The following is a 23,638-nucleotide window of genomic DNA, read 5'->3' on the forward strand; positions in this document are numbered from 1 at the left end:
TCAGCAGCCCCGTTCGGAGAGCCACTCCTGGACCTTGCGCGCGACCTCGGGAGCGCCGTCGCCAAGCATCGTGAAGTGATCACCGGGCACGTCGACCTCCTCGTGGGCGTACGGCCACAGCGAGCGCCACCCGTGCTCGTCCGGCCACTCCCCCAGCGGCGTGTCGGCGCGGGCGAGCAGGGTGGGAACCGGCACGTCGGCGGCCTGCCAGGTGTCGAGCAGGGGCACGTAGCCGGCCCAGGCGGTGATCCGGTGATCGTCCATCGGGGTGTACTGGCCGTCCGGCTCGGACATCCCCTTGAACATCTCCGGCAACCACCGTGCCAGGACCTCGCTGCCGACCGGATAGCTGTCCAGCAACACCTGAGCGACCGGCGGACGGCCGGCTCGCGCGAGCCCGGCGGCCAGCGAGTTGGCGAACATGGCCCCCGCCGAGTGCCCGCTGACCACGATCGGGCCGTCCCCGACGACGTCCAGGACGGTGCGTACGTGCGAGCGGATCAGCACGTCCAGGCTCGCCGGCATGAGTTCACCCGGCGCAAACCCGGGGTGAGTCAGGGCGTAGACGTCCCGGATGCCGCGGAATCCGGCGGCGAGGCGGGCGTACTCGTGGAAACCCGAGCCCATCGCGACCGTGCAGCAGCAGATCAGCGCAGGTGCGTCGCCACCCGCCGCGAGCCGCATGATGCCGGGTGCGCCGGTCCGCTTCTCCGGCTCGTCGAAGGCGGGCCGGAACGCGGCCAGGGCGAGCAACTGCTGGGAGTACTCCGCAGGCAGGCCCGCGTTCATCGTCGACTGGAAGAGTTCGCCCAGAATGCCGCCGCCCCCGGGTGGGGCCATGGCGCCGCCCTCGCCGTCCGCCGCACCGGTCAGCAGCTCGCCGACGTGCCGGGCGAGCGCCTCCGGCGTGGGGTGGTCGAACATCAGCGTCGGCGACAGGGCGAGGCCGAGTGCCTCCCGCAACGCGTTGCGCAGTTCCACGGCGGTGACCGAGTCCAGACCTTGCGCCAGGAACGGCGCCTCCGCGGACACCGCGTCGGCCGACGGATGTCCGAGGACCGCTGCGACATGGGTACACACGGTGTCGGTGAGCAGGGCGCGCCGCTCCGCCGGCGCCGCGGCCAGAATGCGTTGCCGCAGCTCGGTGTCCCCGGCGCCAGGACCGGCCGCCGCGTCGCCGGCCGCACGGACCGCCGGCAGCGCGGAGAGCAGGGCGCTGGGACGGGCAACCGTGAAGGTCGCCGCGAACCGTTCCCAGTCCACATCGGCGATCGTCACGGCCACGTCGTCGTTGTGCAGCGCCCACTCCAGGGCGGCCAGGGCCGGTTCGGCGGTCGGCGGGCGCAGCCCGCGCCGCCGGAGCGCCTCGTCGGCGGCGGTGTCCCCGGCCCACGGCAGCCAGGCGATCACCGCAGCCGGACGGCCGCGTTCCCGGCGCCGCCGCACCAGCGCCTCGGCCGCCGCACCCGCGGCGGCCCGGGCCGCGAAGCCGCCGCTGCCCCAGGTGGTGGCGGTCGAGGTGAGCACGACCAACGAGACCGGGGCGTCGGCGAACACCCGGTCCCACTCGGCGACCGGCGCGACCTCGGCCCGGACGGCCTCGGCAAGACCGGCCGGGTCGGCACCGGAGAGTGCGGCGGCCGCGCTGGGTGCGGCGGAGTCGTGGATGACCGTGGTGATCCGGTGCCCCTCCCCGGCGAGCCGGGCGGCGAGCGCCGGCGGGGTCTCGCCTGCCACGACGGTGACGGGGGCCGCCGGTGCCCGCAGATCGGCCGGCAGTTCGACGGCGTGGTCGTCGGCCGCCATCACCACCACATGTTCGGCACCGCCATCAGTGAGCCACCGCACCATCGGCGCCCAGCGGCTCACCATGGCGCCGCTGAGCACCACCGTGCCGGTCGGGCGCCACGTGCCTGGCTCGTCGGCCCGGTCCGGGGCCGGCACCAGCCGGCGAGCGAAAGTCCCCGCCGGGCGGAGTGCGATCTGGTCCTCGCCGTCACCGGCAGAGAGGACAGCGGCGATGCGGTGCCAGTCCGGGGAACCGGCCAAGTCCAGCAGACCACCCCAGCGGTCGGGATGTTCCAGTGCCGCGACCAGGCCGAGCCCCCAGAGGGCGGCGGCGTCCGGATCAGGCGCGGCGTCGTGCGGCCCGGCCTGGACGGCACCGCGGGTCACGCACCACAGGGGCGCCCCGACACCGCGTTCGCCCAGCGCCGTCAGCAGCGCCACCGTCTCGGACACCGAGGCGAGCAGCGACAGCACCCCGGACGGCGGAGTGTCCGGCAGCGCACTCCCCCAGCGCACCGGCACCATCGTCGCGGGCATCTCGGCCGCGTCCCCGAGCACGTCGTCACCGTCCGCCGGCCGGACCACCCACCAGGTTCCGTCCGGGGCGGTGTCCGCCGCGGGAAGGTCCAGCGGGTGCCACTCGACGCGGTGGCGCCAAGGCTCGACGTCGGTGCGGACCCGGGTCTCCCGGGCGAAGTTCAGCAGGCTGGGCAACAACTGATGCAGAGCGGGCTCGTCCGTTGGCGGCAGTCGCAGAGTCCGCGCGACGGCTTCTGCCGAACCGGAACCGACCGCCGCCCAGAACGGGTCGCCGGCGGCCACCGGCCCTGGCGCCGCCGGCGCGTCCGGCCAGAAACGGCTTCGCTGGAAGGCGTAGGTGGGCAGCTCGACCGGCCGCGCCCCGGCGAACAGCGGCGCCCAGTTCACCGCTACGCCGTGCACCCAGGCGGTGGACAGCGCGGTGACGAAGCGTACGGCGTCGTCCTCGTCCCGGCGCAGCGTCCCGGACGCGTGCCCGGCTACACCCGCAGCGTCAAGGGTGTCCTGGACGCCGGCCGACAGCACGGGATGCGCGCTGACTTCGAGGAAGACGGTGTGCCCGTCGGCGATCGCCGCCCGGGTGGCGTCGTGGAACCGCACCGTGGACCGCAGATTGCGATACCAGTACTCGCCGTCGAACGAGGGGTCCGCCTCGACCGTCGAATAGACCGGCACCTCACCCGGCATCGCCGGCAGGCCGGCGAGACCGGCCGCGAGCTCCGCCCGCAGCGACTCGACGTGCTCGGAGTGCGAGGCGTAGTCCACCGGCACCCGCCGGGTCCGCACCGCACGGCGCGCGCAGTCCGACTCCAGCGCCGCGAGCGACGTCGCCGGGCCGGAGACGACGACGGCGTACGGCCCGTTGACGGCCGCCATCGAGAGGTCGACGGGCAGCCATGCCCGTACCTCGTCCTCAGGCGCGGCGACCGAGAGCATGCCCCCGTGCCCGGCCAGCGCGGTCAAGGCCCGGCTGCGTACCGCGACGACCCGGGCGGCGTCGTCCAGCGTGAGCACGCCCGCCACGCAGGCCGCCGCGATCTCACCCTGCGAGTGTCCGATGACAGCGGCCGGTTCGACGCCGAAGGCCTGCCACAGCCGCGCGAGGGAGACCATGACGGCCCAGGAGACCGGTTGTACGACATCGACCCGCTCGAAGTCAGGCTCGTCGACCATCTCCTGCAACGACCAGTCCACGTAGGGCGACAGCGCTTTCTCGCACTCCGCCATCGCGGCGGCGAAAACTGGGGACGCCGACGACAGCCGCTGTGCCATCCCGGCCCACTGCGCGCCCTGGCCGGGGAAGACGAACACCGGCTGACGCGCGGCGGCCGCTGTACCCCGCAACACGGTGGCCGCCGGCTCGTCGCCGGCCAGCTCGGACAGGCCCTCGCCGAGCACGACCGCCCGGTGTTCGAGCGCGGCGCGCCGGGTGGCGAGCGAAAACCCGACGTCGCGGGCGTCCGCCGGGTTCGCCGCCAGATGGTCGCGCAGTCGCCGGGCCTGCGCGCGCAGGGCCTGCGGGGTGCGCCCGGACAGCGGCCAAGGGATCCCTGCGCCGGTCAGGGCCGGAACGCCCGCCGGCGGCTCCGGAACGGGCGGCGCCTCCTCCAAGATCACGTGCGCGTTGGTGCCGCTCATTCCGAAGGAGGAGACCGCGGCGCGCCGCGGACGGTCGGCGACCGGCCAGCCGATCGGCTCGGTGAGCAGGGACACCCGGCCCGAGGACCAGTCGACGTGGGAGGACGGCGGGTCGGCGTGCAGGGTGCGCGGGAGCATGCCGTGCCGGATCGCCATGGCCATCTTGATAATCCCGGCGACGCCGGCGGCGGCCTGCGCGTGCCCGAGGTTTGACTTGACCGAACCCAGATACAGCGGCCGGTCACGGTCCTGGCCGTACGTGGCGAGCAGCGCCTGCGCCTCGATCGGGTCGCCGAGAGGCGTACCCGTGCCGTGTGCCTCGACCGCGTCCACCTCACCCGCCGTCAGTCCCGCGTCGGCCAGGGCCGCCCGGATGACGCGCCGCTGTGACGGGCCGTTCGGCGCGGTCAGGCCGTTCGAGGCGCCGTCGGAGTTGACCGCCGAGCCCTTGACCAGAGCGAGTACCCGGTGCCCGTGGCGACGGGCGTCGGCCAGTCGCTCCACCAGCAGCATCCCGACGCCTTCCGACCAGCCGGTGCCGTCGGCCGCGTCGGCGAACGACTTGCACCGGCCGTCACCGGCGACGCCGCCCTGCTTGCCGAACTCGACGAAGGCGGCCGGGCTGGCCATCACCGTGACTCCACCGGCCAGGGCCAGCGAGCACTCACCGCGGCGCAGCGCCTGGGCGGCCAGATGCAGTGCGACCAGGGACGAGGAACACGCCGTGTCGATCACCACACTCGGCCCCTCGAATCCGAACACATAGGACAGCCGGCCGGAGAGCACGCTGGTGGCGGTGCCGGTCATCCGGAAGCTGTCCGCGCCACCCGGGTCGTCGCCGAACATCCCGGAGTCGTAGCCGGACGGCGACGCGCCCACGAACACCCCGGTCGCGCTGCCGCGCAGGCCGTACGGGTCGAGACCGGCTCGTTCCAGGACTTCCCAGGTGGCCTCCAGCAGCAGCCGCTGCTGTGGGTCCATCGCCAGCGCCTCGCGCGGCGAAATGCCGAAGACCGCCGGATCGAAGGCGACCGCGTCGTGCACGAACCCGCCCTGCGGCACCGGACCCGCCACGGCGGCGCTGCCCGGCGGCAACCAGGAAGACCAGCCGCGGTCCTCGGGGAAGCCGCCGATCGCGTCGGCGCCGTCGGCTACCAGCCGCCACAGGTCCTCGGGCGATTCGACGCCGCCCGGGAACCGGCAGCTCATGCCGACCACGGCGACCGCCTCGGTGGCGGCGTCGACGAGCCGCTGGTTCTGCCGGCGCAGCCGGTCGTTCTCCAGCAAAGAACTCCGCAGCGCCTCGACGACCTCGTGCACCCGCGCCTCACTCACCGGTCGTCCCCCTGTTCATCGCCATGCGTACCAGGTCCTGCACGTCCATCGCGCGGATGTCGTCGGCCTGGCCGGCGGGTTCCGCGCCATCCCGCACCAGGCCGGCGCCGTCGAGCTCCAGCAGCGCGTCCAGCAGACCGGCCTGCCGCAAGCGGCCGATCGGCACCGTGCTCAGGAGGGCACGGATTCGTTCCTCCTCGCCGCCGCCCGGGTCGTCCGCGACGTCCGGGAAGAGTTCCCGGAGCAGACGGGCCGCCAGTTCGGCAGGGGACGGCTCGTCGAAGATGATCGTGGCTTCAAGCGTCAGCCCCGTCTCCTCCGTCAGCCGATTACGGAACTCGATCGCCATCACCGAGTCGAAACCCAGTTCGCGGAAGGCACGGTCGGCCTCGACGGTGGCCGCCGACGGATGCCCCAGCACTGTCGCGGCCTCGGTGCGGACGATGTCGAGAATCACTCGCCGACGTTCCGCCTCGGACGACGACGCCAGCCGGTCCCGCAGCGCCGAGGTGCCGCCCGTGGCGGGCGCGGCGGCGGAGAGCGCGGCCGTCGCCTCCGGAATGTCGCCGATCAGCGGCCTCGGGCCGGCGAAGGCAAACGCCGGCGCGAACCGGTCCCAGTCCACGTCGGCGACCACCACCGTGGTCTCGCCGTGCCCGACCGCTTGCACCAGCGCCTCGACGGCCAGCCGCGGATCCATCGGCGGCAGGCCGCGGCGGTTCAGCACCTCGACGGCGGCCCCGGCGCCCATGCCGTCGCCGGCCCAGCCGCCCCAGGCGACGGAGGTGGCCGGCTGACCGGCGGCGCGGCGGCGCTCTGCGAGCCCGTCCAGGTAGGCGTTGGCCGCGCCATACGCCGACTGCCCGGCACCGCCCCAGACCCCTGCCGCCGAGGAGAACAGAATGAACGCGTCCAGGTCGGTGGAGCCGAGGACACGGTCCAGGTTCGCCGCGCCCGCCACCTTGGCCGTCATCACGGCGGCCAGATCCTCGGGCTCGGAAGTGATCAGCGGGTCGTGGCCGGGCACGCCGGCCGTGTGTACCACCGTGGTGATGTGCTCGCCGGTGGCACGCACCTCCCGGACGAGCGCGTCCAGCGCGGCGTGATCGGCGACGTCGCAGGCCGCGATGGTCACCCGTGCGCCACGGGCCTGAAGGTCGTCGGCGAGCTCCGGCGCGCCGGCGGCGGCCGCGCCGCGCCGGCTGGTGAGGATCAGGTGCTCGGCGCCGTTGTCGGCCAGCCAGCGTGCCACGTGTGCGCCGAGCGCGCCGGTGCCTCCGGTCACCAGGGCGGCGCCGGTCGGTCGCCAGGTTCGCTGCGGCCGGCCAGCCGGGCGCCGGCTCAGCCGCCGGGCCAGCACGCCTGCGGAGCGGATCGCGACCTGGTCCTCGCCGGTCCCTCCGGACAGCAGGCGGCAGAGCCGGTCGTGGTCGGTGTCCGTGGGATCGGCCGGCAGGTCAGCCAGGCCGCCCCAGAGATCCGGGTGCTCCAGTGCGATCGCCATACCGGCGGCCCACTGCTGCGCGGCGGCCGGGTCCACCGGCGGGTCGCCAGGGCCCGTGCTCACCGCCGCGGAGGTGAGCAGCCAGAGCGGCGCGGCCGCGGGCAGAGCGGTCAGGGCGCGCAGCAGCGCCGGCGTGGCCGCCAGACCGGGCGGAACGACCGGGTCGGCGCCGGGTGCGGCGAGTGCGAGCAACGAGATCACCCCCCGGGGCGCCGGTAGACGGCCGAGATCGTCACCGGCGCGCACCCGCACCGCTGTCGCCCCCGCCCGGGCCAGCGCGTCGTCCAGACCGGGCAGCGGATCGTGGCCGGGCGGCGTGACGACGAGCCAGGTGCCGTCGAGTTCCGCCTCGGGTACCCGGACCGGCCGCCAGGTGACGCCGTACCGCCAGGAGTCGATGCGGGCCTGGTCACGGTTGCCGCGGCGCCAGCCGGACAGCGTGCTCAACGCCGTGCCGAGCGGCTGGTCCAGGTCGAGGTCGAGGTCCTCGCCGAGACCGGCGAGGTCGCCGCGCTCGACCGCCGACCAGAACAGGTCGTCGCCGTCGCCGGGTCCGGGCGCGACCGGCGCCGCGCCTCTGAGGTTCGGCCAGAACGACTCCCGTTGGAACGCGTAGGTGGGCAGGTCCACGGTCGAGGCGCCCGAGTGTCGGTAGAAGGCGGGCCAGTCCACCGGCCGGCCCCGGGCGGACAGCTCGCCGAGCGCCGCACCGGCCGTCCACGGTTCGGCGGCGTTGCGGCGCAGCGTGGGCAGGACGGCGGGCGGGGTGGTCGCGCCGATCCCGGTCAGGCACTCCCGTGCCATCGCGGCCAGCAGTCCCTCCGGTCCCACCTCGACGTACGCGGTGACGCCCTGCCCGTCCAGCCAGCGGACACCGTCGGCGAACCGCACCGCCTGCCGCACCTGCCGCACCCAGTAGCCAGGGTCGGCGTACTCCTCGGCCGGAACCGGCCGGCCGGTCACACCCGAGACGACCGGTATCGCCGCCGGCCGGAAGGTGAGCTCGGCGGCGACCGCGCGGAAGGCGTCAAGCATCGGGTCCATCCGCGGCGAGTGGAACGCATGACTGACCCGCAGCCGCTTCGTCCGCCGGTCGCCGAGCTGCGTGACGAGCGCGGCCACCGCGTCCTCGTCACCGGAGACCACCACGGCGCGTGGGCCGTTGACCGCCGCGATCGACACCCGGTCGGTCAGCAGCGGGACCACTTCATCCTCGGCCGCCTCCACCGCCACCATCGCACCGCCCGGCGCGAGCGCCTGCATCAGCTCGCCGCGGGCAGCGACCAGGCGTACGGCGTCCGGCAGGTCGAGCACTCCGGCGACGTGTGCCGCGGCCAGCTCACCGATGGAGTGGCCGAGCAGGTAGTCGGGCCGCACACCCCACGACTGCAGGAGCCGGAAGATCGCTACTTCGAGGGTGAAGAGCCCGGCCTGGGCGTACCGGGTCTGGTCCAACGCGTCCTGGTCGGTACGGGCGACGTCGCGGACGGACACGTCCAGGTGCCTGTCGAACTCGGCGCAGATCAGATCGAAGGCGTCGGCGAACACGGGGTAGGCGTCATACAGCCCGGTGCCCGCGCCGGCGCGCTGCGAACCCTGGCCGGAAAAGAGCACGGCGGTACGGCCCGAGTCCGCTGTGCCGAGCAGCACGCCGGGCGCGGACCGGCCGCCGGCCAGGGCGTCCAGCCCGGCGAGCAACTCCGGGGTGCCGGTGCCGAGCACCGCGGCCCGGTGCGGCAGGGCTGCCCGGGACACCGCCAGCGACATCCCGACGTCCGCGATCCTCAGCGACGGATGCTCACGCAGATGATCGCGCAGGCGACCGGCCTGAGCGGCGAGCGCGGGCCCCGACCGGGCCGACAGCATCAACGGCACCATCGGGAGGGCGCCGGCCGGAGCCGGCTGGGCCCGATCCGGTGCCGGCGCCTCCTCGATGACGACGTGGGCGTTGGTGCCGCTGATGCCGAACGACGAGACACCGGCCCGGCGCGGCCGTCCGGAATCCGGCCACGGCATGCGCCGGTTGGTCAGCCGGACCGACCCCGCCGACCAGTCCACGTGCGTCGACGGTGTTTCCGCGTGCAGCGTCGGCGGCAGCTCACGGTGCCGCAGGGCGAGCACCATCTTCATCACACCGGCCACCCCGGCCGCGGCCTGGGTATGCCCGATGTTCGACTTCACCGACCCCAGGTGCAGCGGCCGGTCGCGGTCCTGGCCATACGTGGCGAGCAATGCCTGCGCCTCGATCGGGTCGCCCAGCCGGGTGCCGGTACCGTGCGCCTCCACGGCGTCCACGTCGGCACCGGTGAGCCCGGCGACGGCAAGCGCGCGCCGGATGACCCGTTGCTGCGCACGGCCGTTCGGTGCGGTGAGGCCGTTGCTGGCACCGTCGGAGTTGACCGCGGAACCGCGTACCACGGCGAGCACCGGGTGCCCGAGCCGGCGCGCGTCGGACAACCGCTCCACGAGCAGCATCCCCACGCCCTCGGCCCAGCCGGTACCGTCCGCCTCGTCGGAGAACGCCTTGCAGCGCCCGTCCGCCGACTGCACGCCCTTCTGGCCGAACTCCAGGAAGACACCGGGGGTGGACATCACCGTGACACCCCCGGCAAGCGCCATGGTGCACTCGTCCTGTCGCAGTGCCTGCGCCGCCAGGTGCAGCGCCACCAGGGACGACGAGCAGGAGGTGTCCACCGTGACCGTCGGGCCCTCCAGCCCGAAGGTGTAGGCGATGCGGCCCGACACCACGCTGGCGCCGCTGCCGGTGGCGACGTAACCCTGGACGTTCTCCTCGGCCCGCATCATCAGGCCGACGTAGTCCTGGCCGTTGGTTCCGGCGAACACGCCCACCCGCTCGCCGCGCACCGTCTCGGGATCGATGCCGGCCCGCTCGAACGCCTCCCAGGAAGTTTCCAGCAGCAGCCGTTGCTGCGGGTCCATCGCCAGCGCCTCGCGGGGTGAGATGGCGAAGAAGCCGGCGTCGAACAGATCCACGCCGGCGAGGAAGCCGCCGGCCGGAGTGGGCGAGCCGGGGGGCGCCTGCACCGGCATGCCCAGGTCGGCCCAGCCACGGTCGGCGGGGAGCGGAGTGATCGCGTCGGTTCCGGCGGACAGCAGCTCCCAGAACTCCTCGGGCGTCCGGACGCCGCCGGGGAAGCGGCAACTCATCCCGATGATCGCGATCGGCTCGGTGGCGTCGCCCGCGGTCACCGGCGGTAGCCCGTCGTCCTGGGCGTCGGCACCGAAGAGCTCGTCGCACAGGTGTGCCGCCAGGTCCTCGGGGGTGGGCCGGTCGAACGCCACGGTGGTGGCCAACATCAGCCCGGTGTCGGCGGCGAGCAGGTTACGCAGCTCCACTGCCGTGAGGGAATCGAAGCCGAGGTCACGGAAGGGCTGATCTGACGGCAGCGCGTCGGCCGACTCGTGTCCCAGGACCAGCGCGGCACGCTCCTGGACGAGCCGCAGCAGTTCCCGCCGCCGGTCGGCAGCCGGCAGTCCGGCGAGCCGGTCCCGCGCCGAGTCCGGTTCCGGGTCGGTCACCGCCGGCCGGCCGGCGCGTTCACCGAGGGCACGTACCTCGGGCAGATCGGCGATCAGCGACCCGAGCCCGCCAGCCAGCATTCCGGGGGCGAAGAGATCCCAGTCCAGGGCGGCCACCACGAGATGGGCGTCAGAGCCACCGGCGCCGGGCCGGTCGACCGCGGCACCGAGGGCCTCGGCGGCGCGCTCCGGCTCCATCGGAGGTGTGCCACCGCGTCGCATCCGGGCCGCGACGACCGGGTCGGCGGCGAGTCCGGCGCCGCCCCAGAGTCCCCAGGCGATCGAGGTCGCGGGCAGGCCGTCGGCCCGGCGGCGCTGGGCGAAGGCATCCAGCCAGGCGCTCGCGGCAGCGTAGTTGGCCTGGCCCGCGTTGCCGATGGTGCCGGCGAGCGAGGAGAAGAGCACGAACGCGTCCAGGTCACGGGTCTGTTCGTGCAGGTTCATCGTGGCCTGCACCTTGGGCCGCCAGACCCGGTCCAGACGAGTGGCGTCCATCGCGTCGAGGACACCGTCGTCGAGGACACCGGCGGTGTGCACCACGGCAGTCAGCGGGAGGTCCTCCGGCACCGTGGCGAGCAACTCGGCGAGGGCGCCGGCGTCCGCCACGTCGCAGGCCGCGACGGTGACCCGGACACCTGTCCGGCGAAGTTCGTCCGCCAGCGTGTCCGCGCCCGGCGCGGCCGGCCCGCTGCGGCTCACCAACAACAGGTGCTCCGCGCCGCGGGCGGCCAGCCGGCGCGCCACGTGGCCGCCGAGTGCACCGGTGCCGCCGGTGACCAGCACCGTGCCACGCGGCTCCCAGCGGTCCGCCGCCGGCGCCGCCGTCCTGATCAGCCGCCGGGCGAAGGCGCCGCCCGGGCGCAGGGCCAACTGGTCCTCCCCGGTGCCGCCGCCGAGCAGCGCCCGCAGGCGCGCGGCAGCGCGGTCGTCGAGTTCCGCAGGGAGGTCGATGAGGCCGCCCCAGCGGTCCGGCCGCTCGCGGGCGACCACCTGGCCGAGCCCCCAGCCGGCCGCCTGCGCCGGGCTGGCGACCTGTTCCGTGGCGCGGACCGCCACGGCACCTCGGGTTGCCAGCCAGAGCGGCGCGGCGACGCCGGCGTCGCCCAGCGCCCGCACCAGGGTCACGGTGGCGGCCAGCCCGATCGGGACCGACGGCGAGTCCGGAACCGGGTCGGTGTCCAGGGCCAGCAGGGACAGCACGCCACCGAGGGCGGGTATCTCGGCGATGGCGGCGGAGACCCTGCTCAGCAGTTCATCACGGTCCAGGCCGTCGCCGTTCACAGTGAGCAGCCGGGCGTCGCCCAGAGCCGCCGCGACCGCGCCGACCAGCGGGTGGTCGACGCGGGTGGCCGGAACGACCACCAACCAGGTCCCGGAGCGCGCCGGGGCCTCGGGCACCGCGACCGGGCGCCAGTCGAGCCGGTAGAACCAGGAGTCGAGGACCGACCGTTCCTCCCGCTGCCGCCGCCAGGCGGCCAGCACGGGCAGCGCGTCACTCACCGGTACGTCGCCTGCGAGACCGAAGACGTCCAGGTCCTGGCTGTCGACAGCGTTCCAGAACGCCTCGTCGAAGGTGGCCGGCCGGGGCGCCATCATGCCGCCGGGCTCGGGCCAGTACCGGCGACGCTGGAAGGCGTACGTGGGCACGTCCACCGTCCGGCCGCCGGCGAACGTCGACGACCAGTCCACCGCGGCGCCGTGCGCCCAGGCGGTGCCGAGGGCGGCGGTGAAGCGGCCGGTGTCGTCCTCGTCGCGCCGCAGCGTCCCGAAGGCATGCCCGGTCACGTCCTGCTCCGCCAGTGTGTCCTGGACGCTGGAGGTCAGCACCGGCTGGGCGCTGACCTCGACGAAGACGGTATGGCCGTCCGCGATCGTCGCCTGGATGGCCTCCTGGAACAGCACTGTCGAGCGCAGGTTGCGGAACCAGTAGTCGCCGTCGAACGCCGGCTGCCCCTCGACGGTCGAGTAGATGGGGATCCGCGGCGGACGCGGGGTGATCCCGGCCAGTGTCACGGCGAGTTCGTCCTCGAGCCGTTCGATGTGCGGGGAGTGCGCGGCGAAGTCGGTGCCGGGCACCCGCCACCGCATCACCCGTGCTCGGGACAGCTCACGCTCGAACTCCGCCAGCGCGTCCACGTCCCCCGAGACGACGACGGAGCGCGGGCCGTTCACCGCGGCGACCGCGAGCCGCCGGCCGTACCCCGCCAGCCGTTCCCGGACGCCCGGCTCGGTGTCCACCACCGACAGCATGCCGCCGAGCCCGGCTATCGCCCGCAGCGCCCGGCTGCGCAGGGCTACCACCGCGGCGCCGTCCGCCAGCGACAGCACACCGGCGACGCACGCGGCGGCGACCTCGCCCTGGGAGTGGCCCACCACCGCAGCCGGCTCGACGCCGTACGAACGCCAGAGGCCGGCCAGCGAGACCATTACCGCCCACAGGGCAGGCTGCACCACGTCCGCCCGGTCCAGGGTGGGCGCGCCCGGCGCCTGCCGCAGCACGTCGGCCACGGACCAGTCCAGGTACGGCTCCAGCGCGTCCGAGCATTCGGCCAGCGCCGCCGTGAAGACCGCTGACGTGTCAAGCAGCCCAGCCGCCATTCCCGGCCAGTGGGAGCCCTGCCCGGGGAAGACGAACACCGGCCTCAGGTCCGCGCGGGCGGTCCCGCGCACCAGCGTGAGGCCGGGCTCGCCGGCGGCGAGCCGGGACAACCCGTCGTCGTCGACGACGACCGCGCGGTGTTCCATCGCGGACCGCGACGCCAAGGTGGCGCCGACATCCCGCCGGTCCGGCGCGGTGTCATCCACGTACTCCCGCAGTCGACGGGCCTGCGCGGTCAGAGCAGCCGGCGACTTCGCCGACAGCAGCCACGGCACGACCGGCGGCGGGGGCCGCTCGACGGCCGGTTCGGTGGCCGGCGCCTCCTCGAGGATGATGTGGGCGTTGGTGCCGCTGATGCCGAACGACGAGACGCCGGCCCGGCGCGGCACGCCCGAGGCCGGCCAGTCCCGCCTGGTGGCGAGCACCTCGACCGCTCCGGACGACCAGTCCACCCGGGACGACGGCCGGTCGGCGTGCAGGGTGGCGGGCAACGTGTCGTGCCGCATGGCCTGCACCATCTTGATGATCCCGGCGACGCCGGCGGCGGCCTGGGTGTGCCCGATGTTCGACTTCACCGAGCCGAGGTATAGCGGCCGGTCCCGGTCCTGGCCGTACGTGGACAGCAGCGCCTGCGCCTCGATCGGGTCGCCGAGCGTGGTGCCGGTACCGTGCGCCTCGACCACGTCGACCTGCGCCGGGGTGAGCCCGGCGGCGTCCAGCGCGGCTCGGATGACGCGGCGCTGTGCGGGTCCGTTCGGCGCGGTCAGCCCGTTGGAGGCGCCGTCCTGGTTCACCGCGGAGCCGCTGACCACGGCCAGCACGCGGTGCCCGTGCCGCCGCGCGTCGGTGAGTCGCTCGACGACCAGCATGCCGGCGCCTTCGGCGAACCCGGCGCCGTCGGCCTCGTCGGCGAAGGACTTGCACCGGCCGTCGGCGGCCAGCACACCGTTCTGCGCCCCCATGCCGGCGAACATGCTCGGGGTGCCCATCACCGTCACGCCGCCGACCAGGGCCAGCGTGCACTCGCCCTGGCGCAGCGCCTGTCCGGCGAGGTGCAGCGCGACGAGCGAGGAGGAGCACGCGGTGTCGACCGTGATGGCCGGGCCCTCCAGGCCGAACGAGTACGCGACCCGGCCGGAGATCACCGCCGCGGCGCTGCCGATGCCGAAGTAGCCCTCCAGTCCTTCCGTGCCGATCAGGAGCGCGGCGTAGTCCTGCCCGTTGGTACCGGTGAACACACCCGTCCGGGTGCCCCACAGCGACTCGGGGTCGATGCCGGCGTGCTCGATCGACTCCCACGCCACCTCCAGCAGGATGCGCTGCTGCGGATCGGTGGCGAGCGCCTCGCGGGGTGAGATGCCGAAGAAGTCCGCGTCGAAGTCACCGGCGTCGTAGAGGAACCCGCCCTCCGGCCGGTACGACGTGGCGGCACCGAACACCAGGTCCGGCCAGCCCCGGTCGCCCGGGAAGGCCGCGACCGCGTCGGTACCCGAGTCGACCAGGTGCCACAGGTCGTCGGCCGATCGGACGCCTCCCGGGAACCGGCAGCTCATCCCCACGATGGCGATGGGCTCGGTGGCCTGCGCCTCGAGCTGCCGCAGCTTCGCCTGGGCGGCGTCGAGGTCGGTGCTGACGCGCTTCAGGAAGTAGCGGAGCTTCTCTTCGTTGGTCATCCCGGTTCCCTCGGTCGGTCGATCAGGAAATGCCGAAGCGCTTGCCGAGAAGTTCGAACATCTCCTCGTCCGAGGCACCCTCGATGGTCGCGCCGACCGCCGGGGCCTCGTCGCCGTCGCCCCTCAGCTCAGTGATCATCTGAGTGAGCCGCTGCGCGAGCCGCTCCCGGCCGGTGTCGTCGAATGTCACACCACCCAGCACCGTCCCGACCCGGTCGAGTTCGGCGAGCGCGGTCACCACCGCCGTCTCGCCGTCCTGGACAAGTTGCTCGCGCAGGAAGGCGGCGAGCCGCTCCGGAGCCGGGTAGTCGAAGGCAAGGGTGACCGGCAGCCGCAGCCCGGTCTTCGCGCTCAGCCGGTTGCGCAGCTCGACAGCGGTGACCGAGTCGAGGCCCAGCTCCTGGAAAGCCCGTTTCGCGCTGACCGCCTCGGGTCCGCCGAAGCCGAGCACCTGGGCCGCCTGCCCGCGAACCATCTCGAGCAGCACACCGCGCTGCTCGGCCTCCGTACGACCGGCCAGTTCCTGGAGCAGCCGGCTCGGTTCGGCACCGGGTGGCCCGGCCGCCCCGTCCGCCCCGGCCAGCTCCCGCACGTCCGGCAGGTCGGCGAGCAGTGGGCTCGGCCGGGTGGCGGTGAACGCCACCGCGAACCGCTCCCAGATGATGTCGGCAATAAGCACACAGGCCTCGTCCTGCTCGATCGCCCGGTGCAGCGCGGCTGTGGCCGGCGCCGGGTCCATCTCCCGCAGGCCGTGCCGGTTCAGCGTCGCGCCGAAGTCGCCCTCGGCCATGCCGCCGCCACCCCAGGCACCCCAGGCCACCGAGGTCGCGGTCAAGCCGAGCGCTCGGCGGTGCAGCGCCAGCGCGTCGAGGTAGGCGTTGCCCGGAGCGTAGTTGCCCTGGCCGGGCGTGCCGACGATGCCGCCGAACGAGGAGAACAGGACGAAGGCGTCCAGTTCCCGGTCCGCCGTGAGCTCGTGCAGGTTCCAGGCGGCGGCTGCCTTGGCGTGCAGCGCCCGGCCGAGCCGGGGCACGTCCAGGCCGTCGATGAGACTGTCGTCGAGCGCTGCGGCAGTGTGCACCAGAGCGGTCAGCGGTAGATCGGCCGGCACGGCGTCGAGCACGGCCCGCAAGGCCTCCCGGTCGCCGACGTCACAGGCGGCGATGGTGACCGCCGGGCCGAGCGCCGTCAGCTCGGCCCGCAGGGCATCGGCGTTCGGCGCCCGCTCGCCGCTGCGGCTGACCAGCAGGAGGTGCTCGGCGCCGCCGTACGCCAGCCAGCGGGCCACCTGCCCGCCCAGCGCACCGGTGCCGCCGGTGACCAGGACGGTTCCACGCGGTTTCCAGGAACGCGCGGGCGGACGTCCGCCGAGCGGGCGGCGGTCCAGCCGGCGCACGAAGACACCGCCCGGCCGCACCGCCAGCTGATCCTCGCCGCCGGCGCCACTGAGCGCCTCCACGACCAGGGCCGCGGCGCGGCTGTCGAGTATGGCCGGCAGGTCGATCAGCCCACCCCACCGGTCCGGGTGCTCGAGCGCGGCGACCCGGCCCAGTCCCCAGACGGTTGCCTGCGCCGGCGCGGTCAGGGGGTCGTTGGGGCCGGTCGAGACGGCACCGCGGGTCAGGCACCACAGCGGCGCGTCGATCCCTGCCGCGCCGAGTGCCTGCACCAGCGCGACAGTGCCGGCCAGGCTACGCGGCACGGCGGGCTCGTCCGGGTGGGGCCGGTCGTCCAGGGCCAGCAGCGACAGCACCCCGGCGACGGCGGGCGTCCCGCGAAGCCGTGCGGTCAGTTCGGCCCGGTCCAGTTCGCCGGCCGCGACGACCAGGGAGATCGCCTCGGCGCCGCAGGCGGCCAGCGCCTCGGCGCAGTGACCCGCCGTGCCGTCTCCGGCATGGCTCTCCGGGACGACCACTAGCCAGGTGCCCCGTGGCATCGGGGCCGACGCCCGCGACGGGCGCCAGGTCACCTCGTAGCGCCAGTCGTCGGAGGTGCCCTGCTCGCGGATCCGCCGGCGCCATCCGGACAGCAACGGCAGCACGTCACCGAGGACGGCCCGGGCTCCGGGGTCGTCGGTGGCCTGCACCAGTCCGGTCAGGGCGTCCAGATCGTCATTGTCCACGGCGGCCCAGAACGGGTCGTCCGGCACCGCCGTACCGGCGGCGGGCAGCGGCGGCGGCAGGGGCGCGTCGTCGTGGATCCAGAAGCGGCGGCGCTGGAAGGCGTAGGTGGGCAGCCGGACCCGGCGCGGCCGGTGCGAGGCCAGCACGGCGGGCCAGTCCAGCCGGACACCGCCAAGGTGCGCGTCGGCCAGCGCAGCGGCGAAGCGCGCCGCCTCGTCCTCGTCACGGCGCAGGGTGCTCACCAGGACGGCGTCACCGACCGCTGCCTCGACCGTCTCCTGCAGCCCGATGCCGAGCACCGGGTGCGAACTGACCTCGATGAACACTCGATGGCCGGCGCGCAGGGCAGCCCGCACGGCGGTTTCGAAGGCGACCGTGGAGCGGAGGTTGCGGAACCAGTACCCGGCGTCCAGGCCCGCGGTGTCGAGTTCATCGCCGGTCAGGGTGGAGAAGAACGGCACGTCGCCGGTGCGCGGGCTCAGCCCGGCCAGAGCGGTGCCGATGTCGTCACGGATGCGGTCCACCTGCGGCGAGTGTGAGGCATAGTCCACGGCGATCCGTTTTGCCCGCACGCCCCGCGCCTCGCACGCTGCGAGCAGCGCTTCCAGGGCCGCGGGCCTACCCGAGACGATCACCGACCGGGGTCCGTTGACGGCGGCGACCGACAGTCCGTCGCCGAGTTCGATGTCGTCCACCGGCGCGGACACCGAGACCATGCCGCCGTCGCCGGCGAGCCTCCGGATGGCCCGGCTGCGCAGCGCGACGACCCGGGCGCCGTCGGCGAGGCCGAGAGCGCCCGCCACGACTGCCGCTGCTATCTCGCCCTGCGAGTGCCCGATCACGGCGGCGGGGCGTACGCCGCACGACTCCCAGAGCCGGGCGAGAGACACCATCACCGCCCAGGACACAGGCTGCACGACGTCCACCCGGTCGTAGTCGCCACGGTCCACCACGTCCCGCAGCGACCAGTCGACGTGCCCGGCGAGCGCCTCGGCGCACTGCTCCATGGCGGCGGCGAAGACCTCCGACGACGCCCACAGTCCTTTGGCCATGCCGGCCCACTGCGCGCCCTGGCCGGGGAAGACGAAGACCGGCCGGGTCCTGCGGTCCGTGACGCCGGTCCGCAGGTGTGACCGCTCGGCGCCCTGCGCCAGCGCGCCGATCCCATCGATGAGCGACTCCCGGTCGGTGGCCAGGACCACCGCGCGGTGGCTCAGCGCGGCCCGCGTCGTGGCCAGGCTGAAGGCCAGGTCGGCCGGGCTGATGTCGGGATGCTCGGCCAGGTGGCCGCGCAGCCGGGCCGCCTGCGCCCGCAGGGCCTCCGCGGACGCTCCAGAGACCGGCACGGGCACTGTCGGCCCGGTCAGCGGCGTGGGCTCGGCCCACTCGGCCTCGACCGGCTCGCTCTCCGGGGCCTGCTCCAGGATGACGTGCGCGTTGGTTCCGCTGACCCCGAACGAGGAGACACCGGCCCGGCGCGGCTGACCGGTCTGCGGCCACGGCTGAGGACGGTGCAGCAGTGCCAGCGAGCCGGCGTTCCAGTCGACGTACTCGGAGGGGTTCTCGACGTGCAGGGTGGCCGGCAGGGTGCCGTGCCCCAACGCCATGATCATTTTGACCAGGCCGGCCATGCCCGCCGCGGACTGGGTGTGACCGATGTTCGACTTGACCGATCCCAGCCACAGGGGCCGCCCGTCCGGGCGATCCCCGCCGTACTCGGCCACCAGCGCCTGTGCCTCGATCGGGTCGCCGAGCACGGTGCCCGTTCCGTGCGCCTCGACCGCGTCGATCTGCGCCGGGGACAGCTGGGCGTTGATCAGGGCGTGCCGGATCACGTCCCGCTGGGCGCGGCCGCTCGGAGCGGTCAGCCCGTTCGAGGCGCCGTCCTGGTTCATCGCCGACCCGCGCACCACCGCGAGGATCGGCCGGCCGTTGCGCCGGGCGTCGGAGAGCCGCTCGACCAGCAGCACGCCGAGTCCTTCGCCCCAGCCGGTGCCGTCGGCATCGGCGGAGAAGGCCTTGCACCGGCCGCTCGAGGAGAGCCCGCCCTGCCGGCTGAACTCGGTGAAGGTGTTCGGCGCGGCCATCAGGGTGGCGGCGCCGACCAGCGCCATCGAGCATTCCTCCCAGCGCAGCGACTGGCAGGCCAGGTGCAATGCGACAAGCGAGGAGGAACAGGCGGTGTCGATGGTGACGGCCGGTCCGTTCAGCCCGAACGTGTAGGCGATCCGGCCCGACGCGACACTCGGGGTCGTACCCGTGCCGATGTAGATCTCGGTACCTTCCGGCGGGTACATGTTGCCGCCGTACCCCTGCCCGGCGATGCCGACGAACACTCCGGTACGGGTGCCACGCAGCGTGGCCATGTCGATGCCGGCGCGCTCCACCGCCTCCCAGGCGCCCTCCAGCAGCAGCCGCTGCTGCGGGTCCATCGCCAGCGCCTCGCGTGGGCTGATGCCGAAGAACTCGGGGTCGAACTGCGGGATGTCGTAGATGAACCCGCCCTCGAGGGTGTTGCCGCGAGCCTCGTCCTTCGGGTCGCGGGCGAACACCCCGTCGAGGCTCCAGCCACGGTCGGTGGGGAACGGCGACAGCGCGTCGGTGCCGTTCAGCACCAGATCCCAGAGCTGCTCGGGAGTGCTCACCCCGCCTGGGAAACGGCAGGCCACGGCGGTGATCGCGATCGGCTCCCGGTCCCGCGCGCCGGCCGCCCGCAGTCGACCCTTGGTCTCCTGGAGGTCGGCGGTCACCCGCTTGAGGAAGTAACGGAGTTTCTCTTCGTCGGTCATGAGATACCGAACTCCTTGCCGATCAGATCGAACATCTCGTCGTCGCTCGCAGCGTCGAGATCCGGGCTGATGCCGGTCTCCTCGCCGGGATCCAGGGTGTTCCGGTCCCCCCATCGGGAGAGCACGTCGTGCAGGCGCATGGTGATCCGGATCCGTTGCGTCTCGTCCGAACCGATGGAGGCGAGCAGGGTCTCCAGCCGGTCGATGCCCGCGAACACCGGCGCCGCGTTCGCCGCCGGCTCCTGCGGCACGATCTCGCCGAGCAGGTGGCGGGCCAGTTCGGTGGGGCTGGGATAGTCGAAGACCGTGGTGGGGGCGAGCCGCAGGCCGGTCGCGCCGTTGAGCCGGTTACGCAGGTCGACGGCGAGCAGCGAGTCGAACCCGAGGGTCTTGAAGGACTCGTCCGGGCGTACCGCCTCAGGGGTGGCGTGTCCGAGCACGGAGGCCGCCAGCGTCCGCACCAGGTCGAGCAGCACCCGTTCCCGTTCCGCCTCGGAAAGGCCACCGAGCCGCTGGGCGAGGGCGTTGCCGTCGCCGGCTGTCGCGTCACCCACCGCACGGGGCACCGCAACCCGGACCAGCTTGCGCATCAGGGGCGCGATCTGCCCGGCAGCCGCCTGCTCGCGCAACGTGGCGAAGTCCAGCCGGACCGGCAGCAGCACGGGCTCGGCGACGGCGCCGGCCAGATCGAACAGGGCGAGACCCTGTTCCGGGGTGAGCCCCGCGACCCCGGTGCCGCGCATCCGGCGGAGGTCGTCCTCGCCGAGATGGCCGGTCATCGCGCTGAGCTGCTCCCACATGCCCCAGGCGAGCGACGTGGCGGGCAGGTTGTTCGCCGCGCGGTGCTGCGCCAGCGCGTCCAGCACCGTGTTCGCCGCGGCGTAGGCGGCCTGCCCGGAACTGCCGAACGTGCCGGCTGCCGAGGAGAAGAGCACGAAGGCAGCGAGGTTGGCCTCCTTGGTAAGTTCATGCAGGTGCAGCGCGGCGTCCACCTTGGGCCGAAGCACGGCGTCGGCGCGTTCCGCGGTGAGCGAACCGATCAGCCCGTCGTCCAGCACGCCGGCCATGTGCAGCACCGCGGTGAGCGGCCGCTCGACCGGGATCGCCGCCAGGACGGCCGCCAGCGCGTCACGGTCCGCGACGTCACAGGCCACGACCTCGGCCTGGCAGCCGTGTCCGGCCAGGTCGGCCACCAGCTCGGCGGCGCCGGGCGCCGCCAGGCCCTGCCGTCCGACGAGCAGCAGATGCCGCACGCCGTGCCGCTCCGCCAGGTAACGGGCGAACAGAGCGCCGAGCATGCCCGTTCCGCCGGTGATCAGCACGGTGCCGGCCGGGTCCAGACCCGCACGGTCCGGGTCGCCCGCCGGCGCAGGAGCCCCGACCAGCCGCGGGGCCAGCGACATGCCGGAGCGGAGCGCCACCTGGGGCTCGAACCCGCCGGCCGCGGCCGGGAGCAGTGCCCAGGACGCCTCGGTGTCGTCCACGTCGACGAGCACTATCCGGCCGGGGTCCTCGGACTGCGCCGTGCGGACCAGGCCCCAGAGCGCCGCCGCAGCCAGGTCCGGGGTGTCCTCGAACGGGCGGGTGGCGAGAGCACCGCTGGTCAGCACCACGAGCCGGGCGTCACCCGGACGGTCATCAGTCGTCCACTGCTGGAGCAGGGTGAGCGCGTCCCGGGTGAGCCGATGGGCGGTCTCCGCCACGTCGACGCCCGAGCCGCCGAAGGCGGCGAGGACCACATCCGGCGCCGGCACGCCGGCGTCGATCGCGGCGCCCAGCGCGGCCAGGTCGGGGTAGCCGCTGACATGCATGCCAGCCACGTTGGCGCCGCCACCGGCCAGGACGTCCGGGTCGGCGCCGAGCACTACCCAGCGCCGGCCGGACAACCCTTCGGTGGAGAGGGCGACCGGCGTCCAGGCGACGTGGAACAGTGCGTCGTTCTGCGCCTTGCCTGCCGCGCGCAGCTGTTCCGGGTCGATCGGGCGCAGCACCAGGGAGTCCACGGTGGCCACCACCCCACCGGAGGCGTCGGCCAGGTGCAGTGAGACGCCGCTGGGACCGGACGGTGCCAGCCGCACCCGCAGGCTGGTGGCCCCGGTGGCGTGAATCCGGACGCCGCGCCAGGCGAACGGCATGTGCGGACGGCCGGCGTCGTCGCCCTCCGGGCGTGCCCGCAGGCCGGTGATCTGCAGGGCGCTGTCGAACAAGGCTGGGTGGAGTCCGAACTCCGCGGCCTCGGAGTCCGCCTCGGCGGGTAGCTTCACCTCGGCGAAATACTCGTCGCCGCGCTGCCAGACGGCGTGCAGGCCACGGAACCGGGGCCCGTAGTCGTACCCGAGCTTCTGCGCGTTGTCGTAGGCGCCGGAGAGGTCGATCCGGGTGGCACCGGGTGGCGGCCACGCCGTCAGGCCCGCATCCCCAGCCGATTCCACGATCTCGGCGACACGCACCACTCCCCCGGCGTGCCGGGTCCAGACCCGGCTGCCGTTGCCGTCGGCGGGTCGCGAATGCAGGGCCAGTTCGCGGCGGCCGGTCGCGTCCGGTGCGCCGACGGTGAGCTGGATCTGGATCTCGCCCTGCTGCGGCAGCGTCAGGGGCGCCTCCAGCGTCAGTTCCTCCAGCACGTCACAGCCGACCTCGCGGCCGGCGCGGGCGGCCATCTCGACGTACGCCGTACCGGGCACCACGATCGTGCCCGAGACGCCGTGCTCGGCGATCCACGGATGGCTACGTGCGGACAGCTGCCCGGTGAACACGTGACCCGCCTCGCCGGCCAGTTCCACGCCGGCGGCCAGCATCGGATGCTCGGTGCCGTCCACCCCGGCCGAGGCCAGGTCGCCGAGTTGCCGGGGCCGCTCGATCCAGTACCGCCGGCGCTGGAACGCATAGGTCGGCAGCGCGGCGGGCCGGGCGTCGAGGCCGGTGAACGCGGCGGTCCAGTCGACTGGCACGCCGTTCGTCCAGGCCGCGCCGAGCGCGGTGAGGAAGCGGTCCCGGCCGCCGGACCCGCGCCGCAGGGTCGCGGTGACCGCCCCCGCACCATCACCGATGATCTGCTCGACCGCGATGGTGAGGACCGGATGCGGGCTGATCTCCAGGAAGACGGTGTGCCCCTGGTCGAGCAGACGCCGGGTGGCCTGCTCGAAGAGCACCGGCGCACGGAGGTTGTCGTACCAGTACCGGCCGTCCAGTTCGGTGCCGTCGATCGGCTCGCCGGTGACCGTGGAGAGCAGCGGTACCGCCGCCGGAGCCGGGTCGACCGAGCCGAGCAGACCGAACATCTCCTCCTGGAGCTCGCCGACCGCGGCGCTGTGGGTAGGTCCGGTGGCCGGCAGCAGCTTGGCCCGGTCGCCGCGCTCTTCGGCGCGGCGCACCAGCTCACGCAGCGACTCGTGGCCGCCGGCGACGGTCATCAGCCCCGGACCGTTGAAACCGCAGATCACCAGGTCCCCGCCGATGTCGGCGAGCAGCTGGTCGGCCTGGTCCCGAGGCATCGACAGTGAGGCGAGCGCGCCCCGGTGCGCCAGCCGGTCGGCGACCAGGCGGCTGCGGACGGCGACCACCCGGACGGCCTGGTCCAGAGTGAGCGCACCGGCGAAATACGCCGCGGCGATCTCGCCCTGGCTGGTGCCGACCACCGCGGCCGGCTCCACCCCGTGGGCGCGCCACATCGCCGCCAGCGACACCATCACCGTGAACAGGGCCGGTTGCACGACGTCGATGCGCTCCAGCGGCGGTGCGCCGTCGGCACAGCGCAGCACGTCCATCAAGCAGTGATCGAGGTGTTCGCCGAACGCGTCCGAGCACGCCTGGGCTTGCTCCCGGAAGACCGGATCGGCATCCAGCAGGGCCAGTGCCATCCCGGCCCACTGGGAACCCTGGCCCGGGAAGACGAAGACCGGGCGGACCGGCTTGACCGGAGGGCCGTCCGGTTCCCGGGACAGCTCGGTGAGCCCGTCCAGCAGCTGCTGCCGGTCCGCGCCGACCACGACGCCGCGGTGCTCGAAGGTGGCCCGGGTGGTGGCGAGCGAGTGACCGACGTCCGCCGGGCGCAGGCCGGGGTGCTCGCTCAGGTGGGCGTGCAGGCGCAGCGCCTGGTCCCGCAGCGC

The 23,638-nt window shown here is 74.0% G+C and carries 4 protein-coding genes (1 of these 4 only partly in view); all 4 read right to left on the minus strand.

Annotation, left to right across the window (positions count from 1 at the left end; all coding sequences use genetic code 11):
- Tightly spaced (each overlapping or abutting the next), the 4 genes in view from LPA41_RS13180 to LPA41_RS13195 form a layout consistent with a single transcriptional unit that may run on beyond the window.
- Entirely contained in the window at nucleotides 1–5,301 is a 5,301-nt protein-coding gene (locus tag LPA41_RS13180; RefSeq protein ID WP_229070440.1) for a type I polyketide synthase, read from the minus strand.
- The gene (locus tag LPA41_RS13185) at nucleotides 5,294–14,695 is read right to left on the minus strand and encodes a type I polyketide synthase (RefSeq protein ID WP_374238155.1); all 9,402 of its coding nucleotides are present in this window, start codon (nucleotides 14,693–14,695) and stop codon (nucleotides 5,294–5,296) included. Before LPA41_RS13185 ends, LPA41_RS13180 begins: the two co-directional genes overlap by 8 nt.
- Complete coding sequence (locus LPA41_RS13190) at nucleotides 14,640–19,529, minus strand: type I polyketide synthase (protein WP_229070443.1); 4,890 nt, start codon at nucleotides 19,527–19,529, stop codon at nucleotides 14,640–14,642. Before LPA41_RS13190 ends, LPA41_RS13185 begins: the two co-directional genes overlap by 56 nt.
- Nucleotides 19,526–23,638, minus strand: the 3' portion of a protein-coding gene (locus tag LPA41_RS13195; RefSeq protein WP_229070445.1) for a type I polyketide synthase. It continues 6,585 nt past the right edge of the window; the window shows 4,113 of its 10,698 coding nt (coding positions 6,586–10,698); its start codon lies beyond the right edge, outside the window; the stop codon is at nucleotides 19,526–19,528. Before LPA41_RS13195 ends, LPA41_RS13190 begins: the two co-directional genes overlap by 4 nt.

This window comes from Actinoplanes sp. DH11, from assembly GCF_020873875.1.
Taxonomy (GTDB): Bacteria; Actinomycetota; Actinomycetes; order Mycobacteriales; family Micromonosporaceae; genus Actinoplanes.

Excerpts from the sequence above, each read along its gene's own strand:
- LPA41_RS13190 (WP_229070443.1), bottom strand. The coding sequence starts at position 19,529 with ATGACCGACGAAGAGAAACTCCGTTACTTCCTCAAGCGGGTGACCGCC.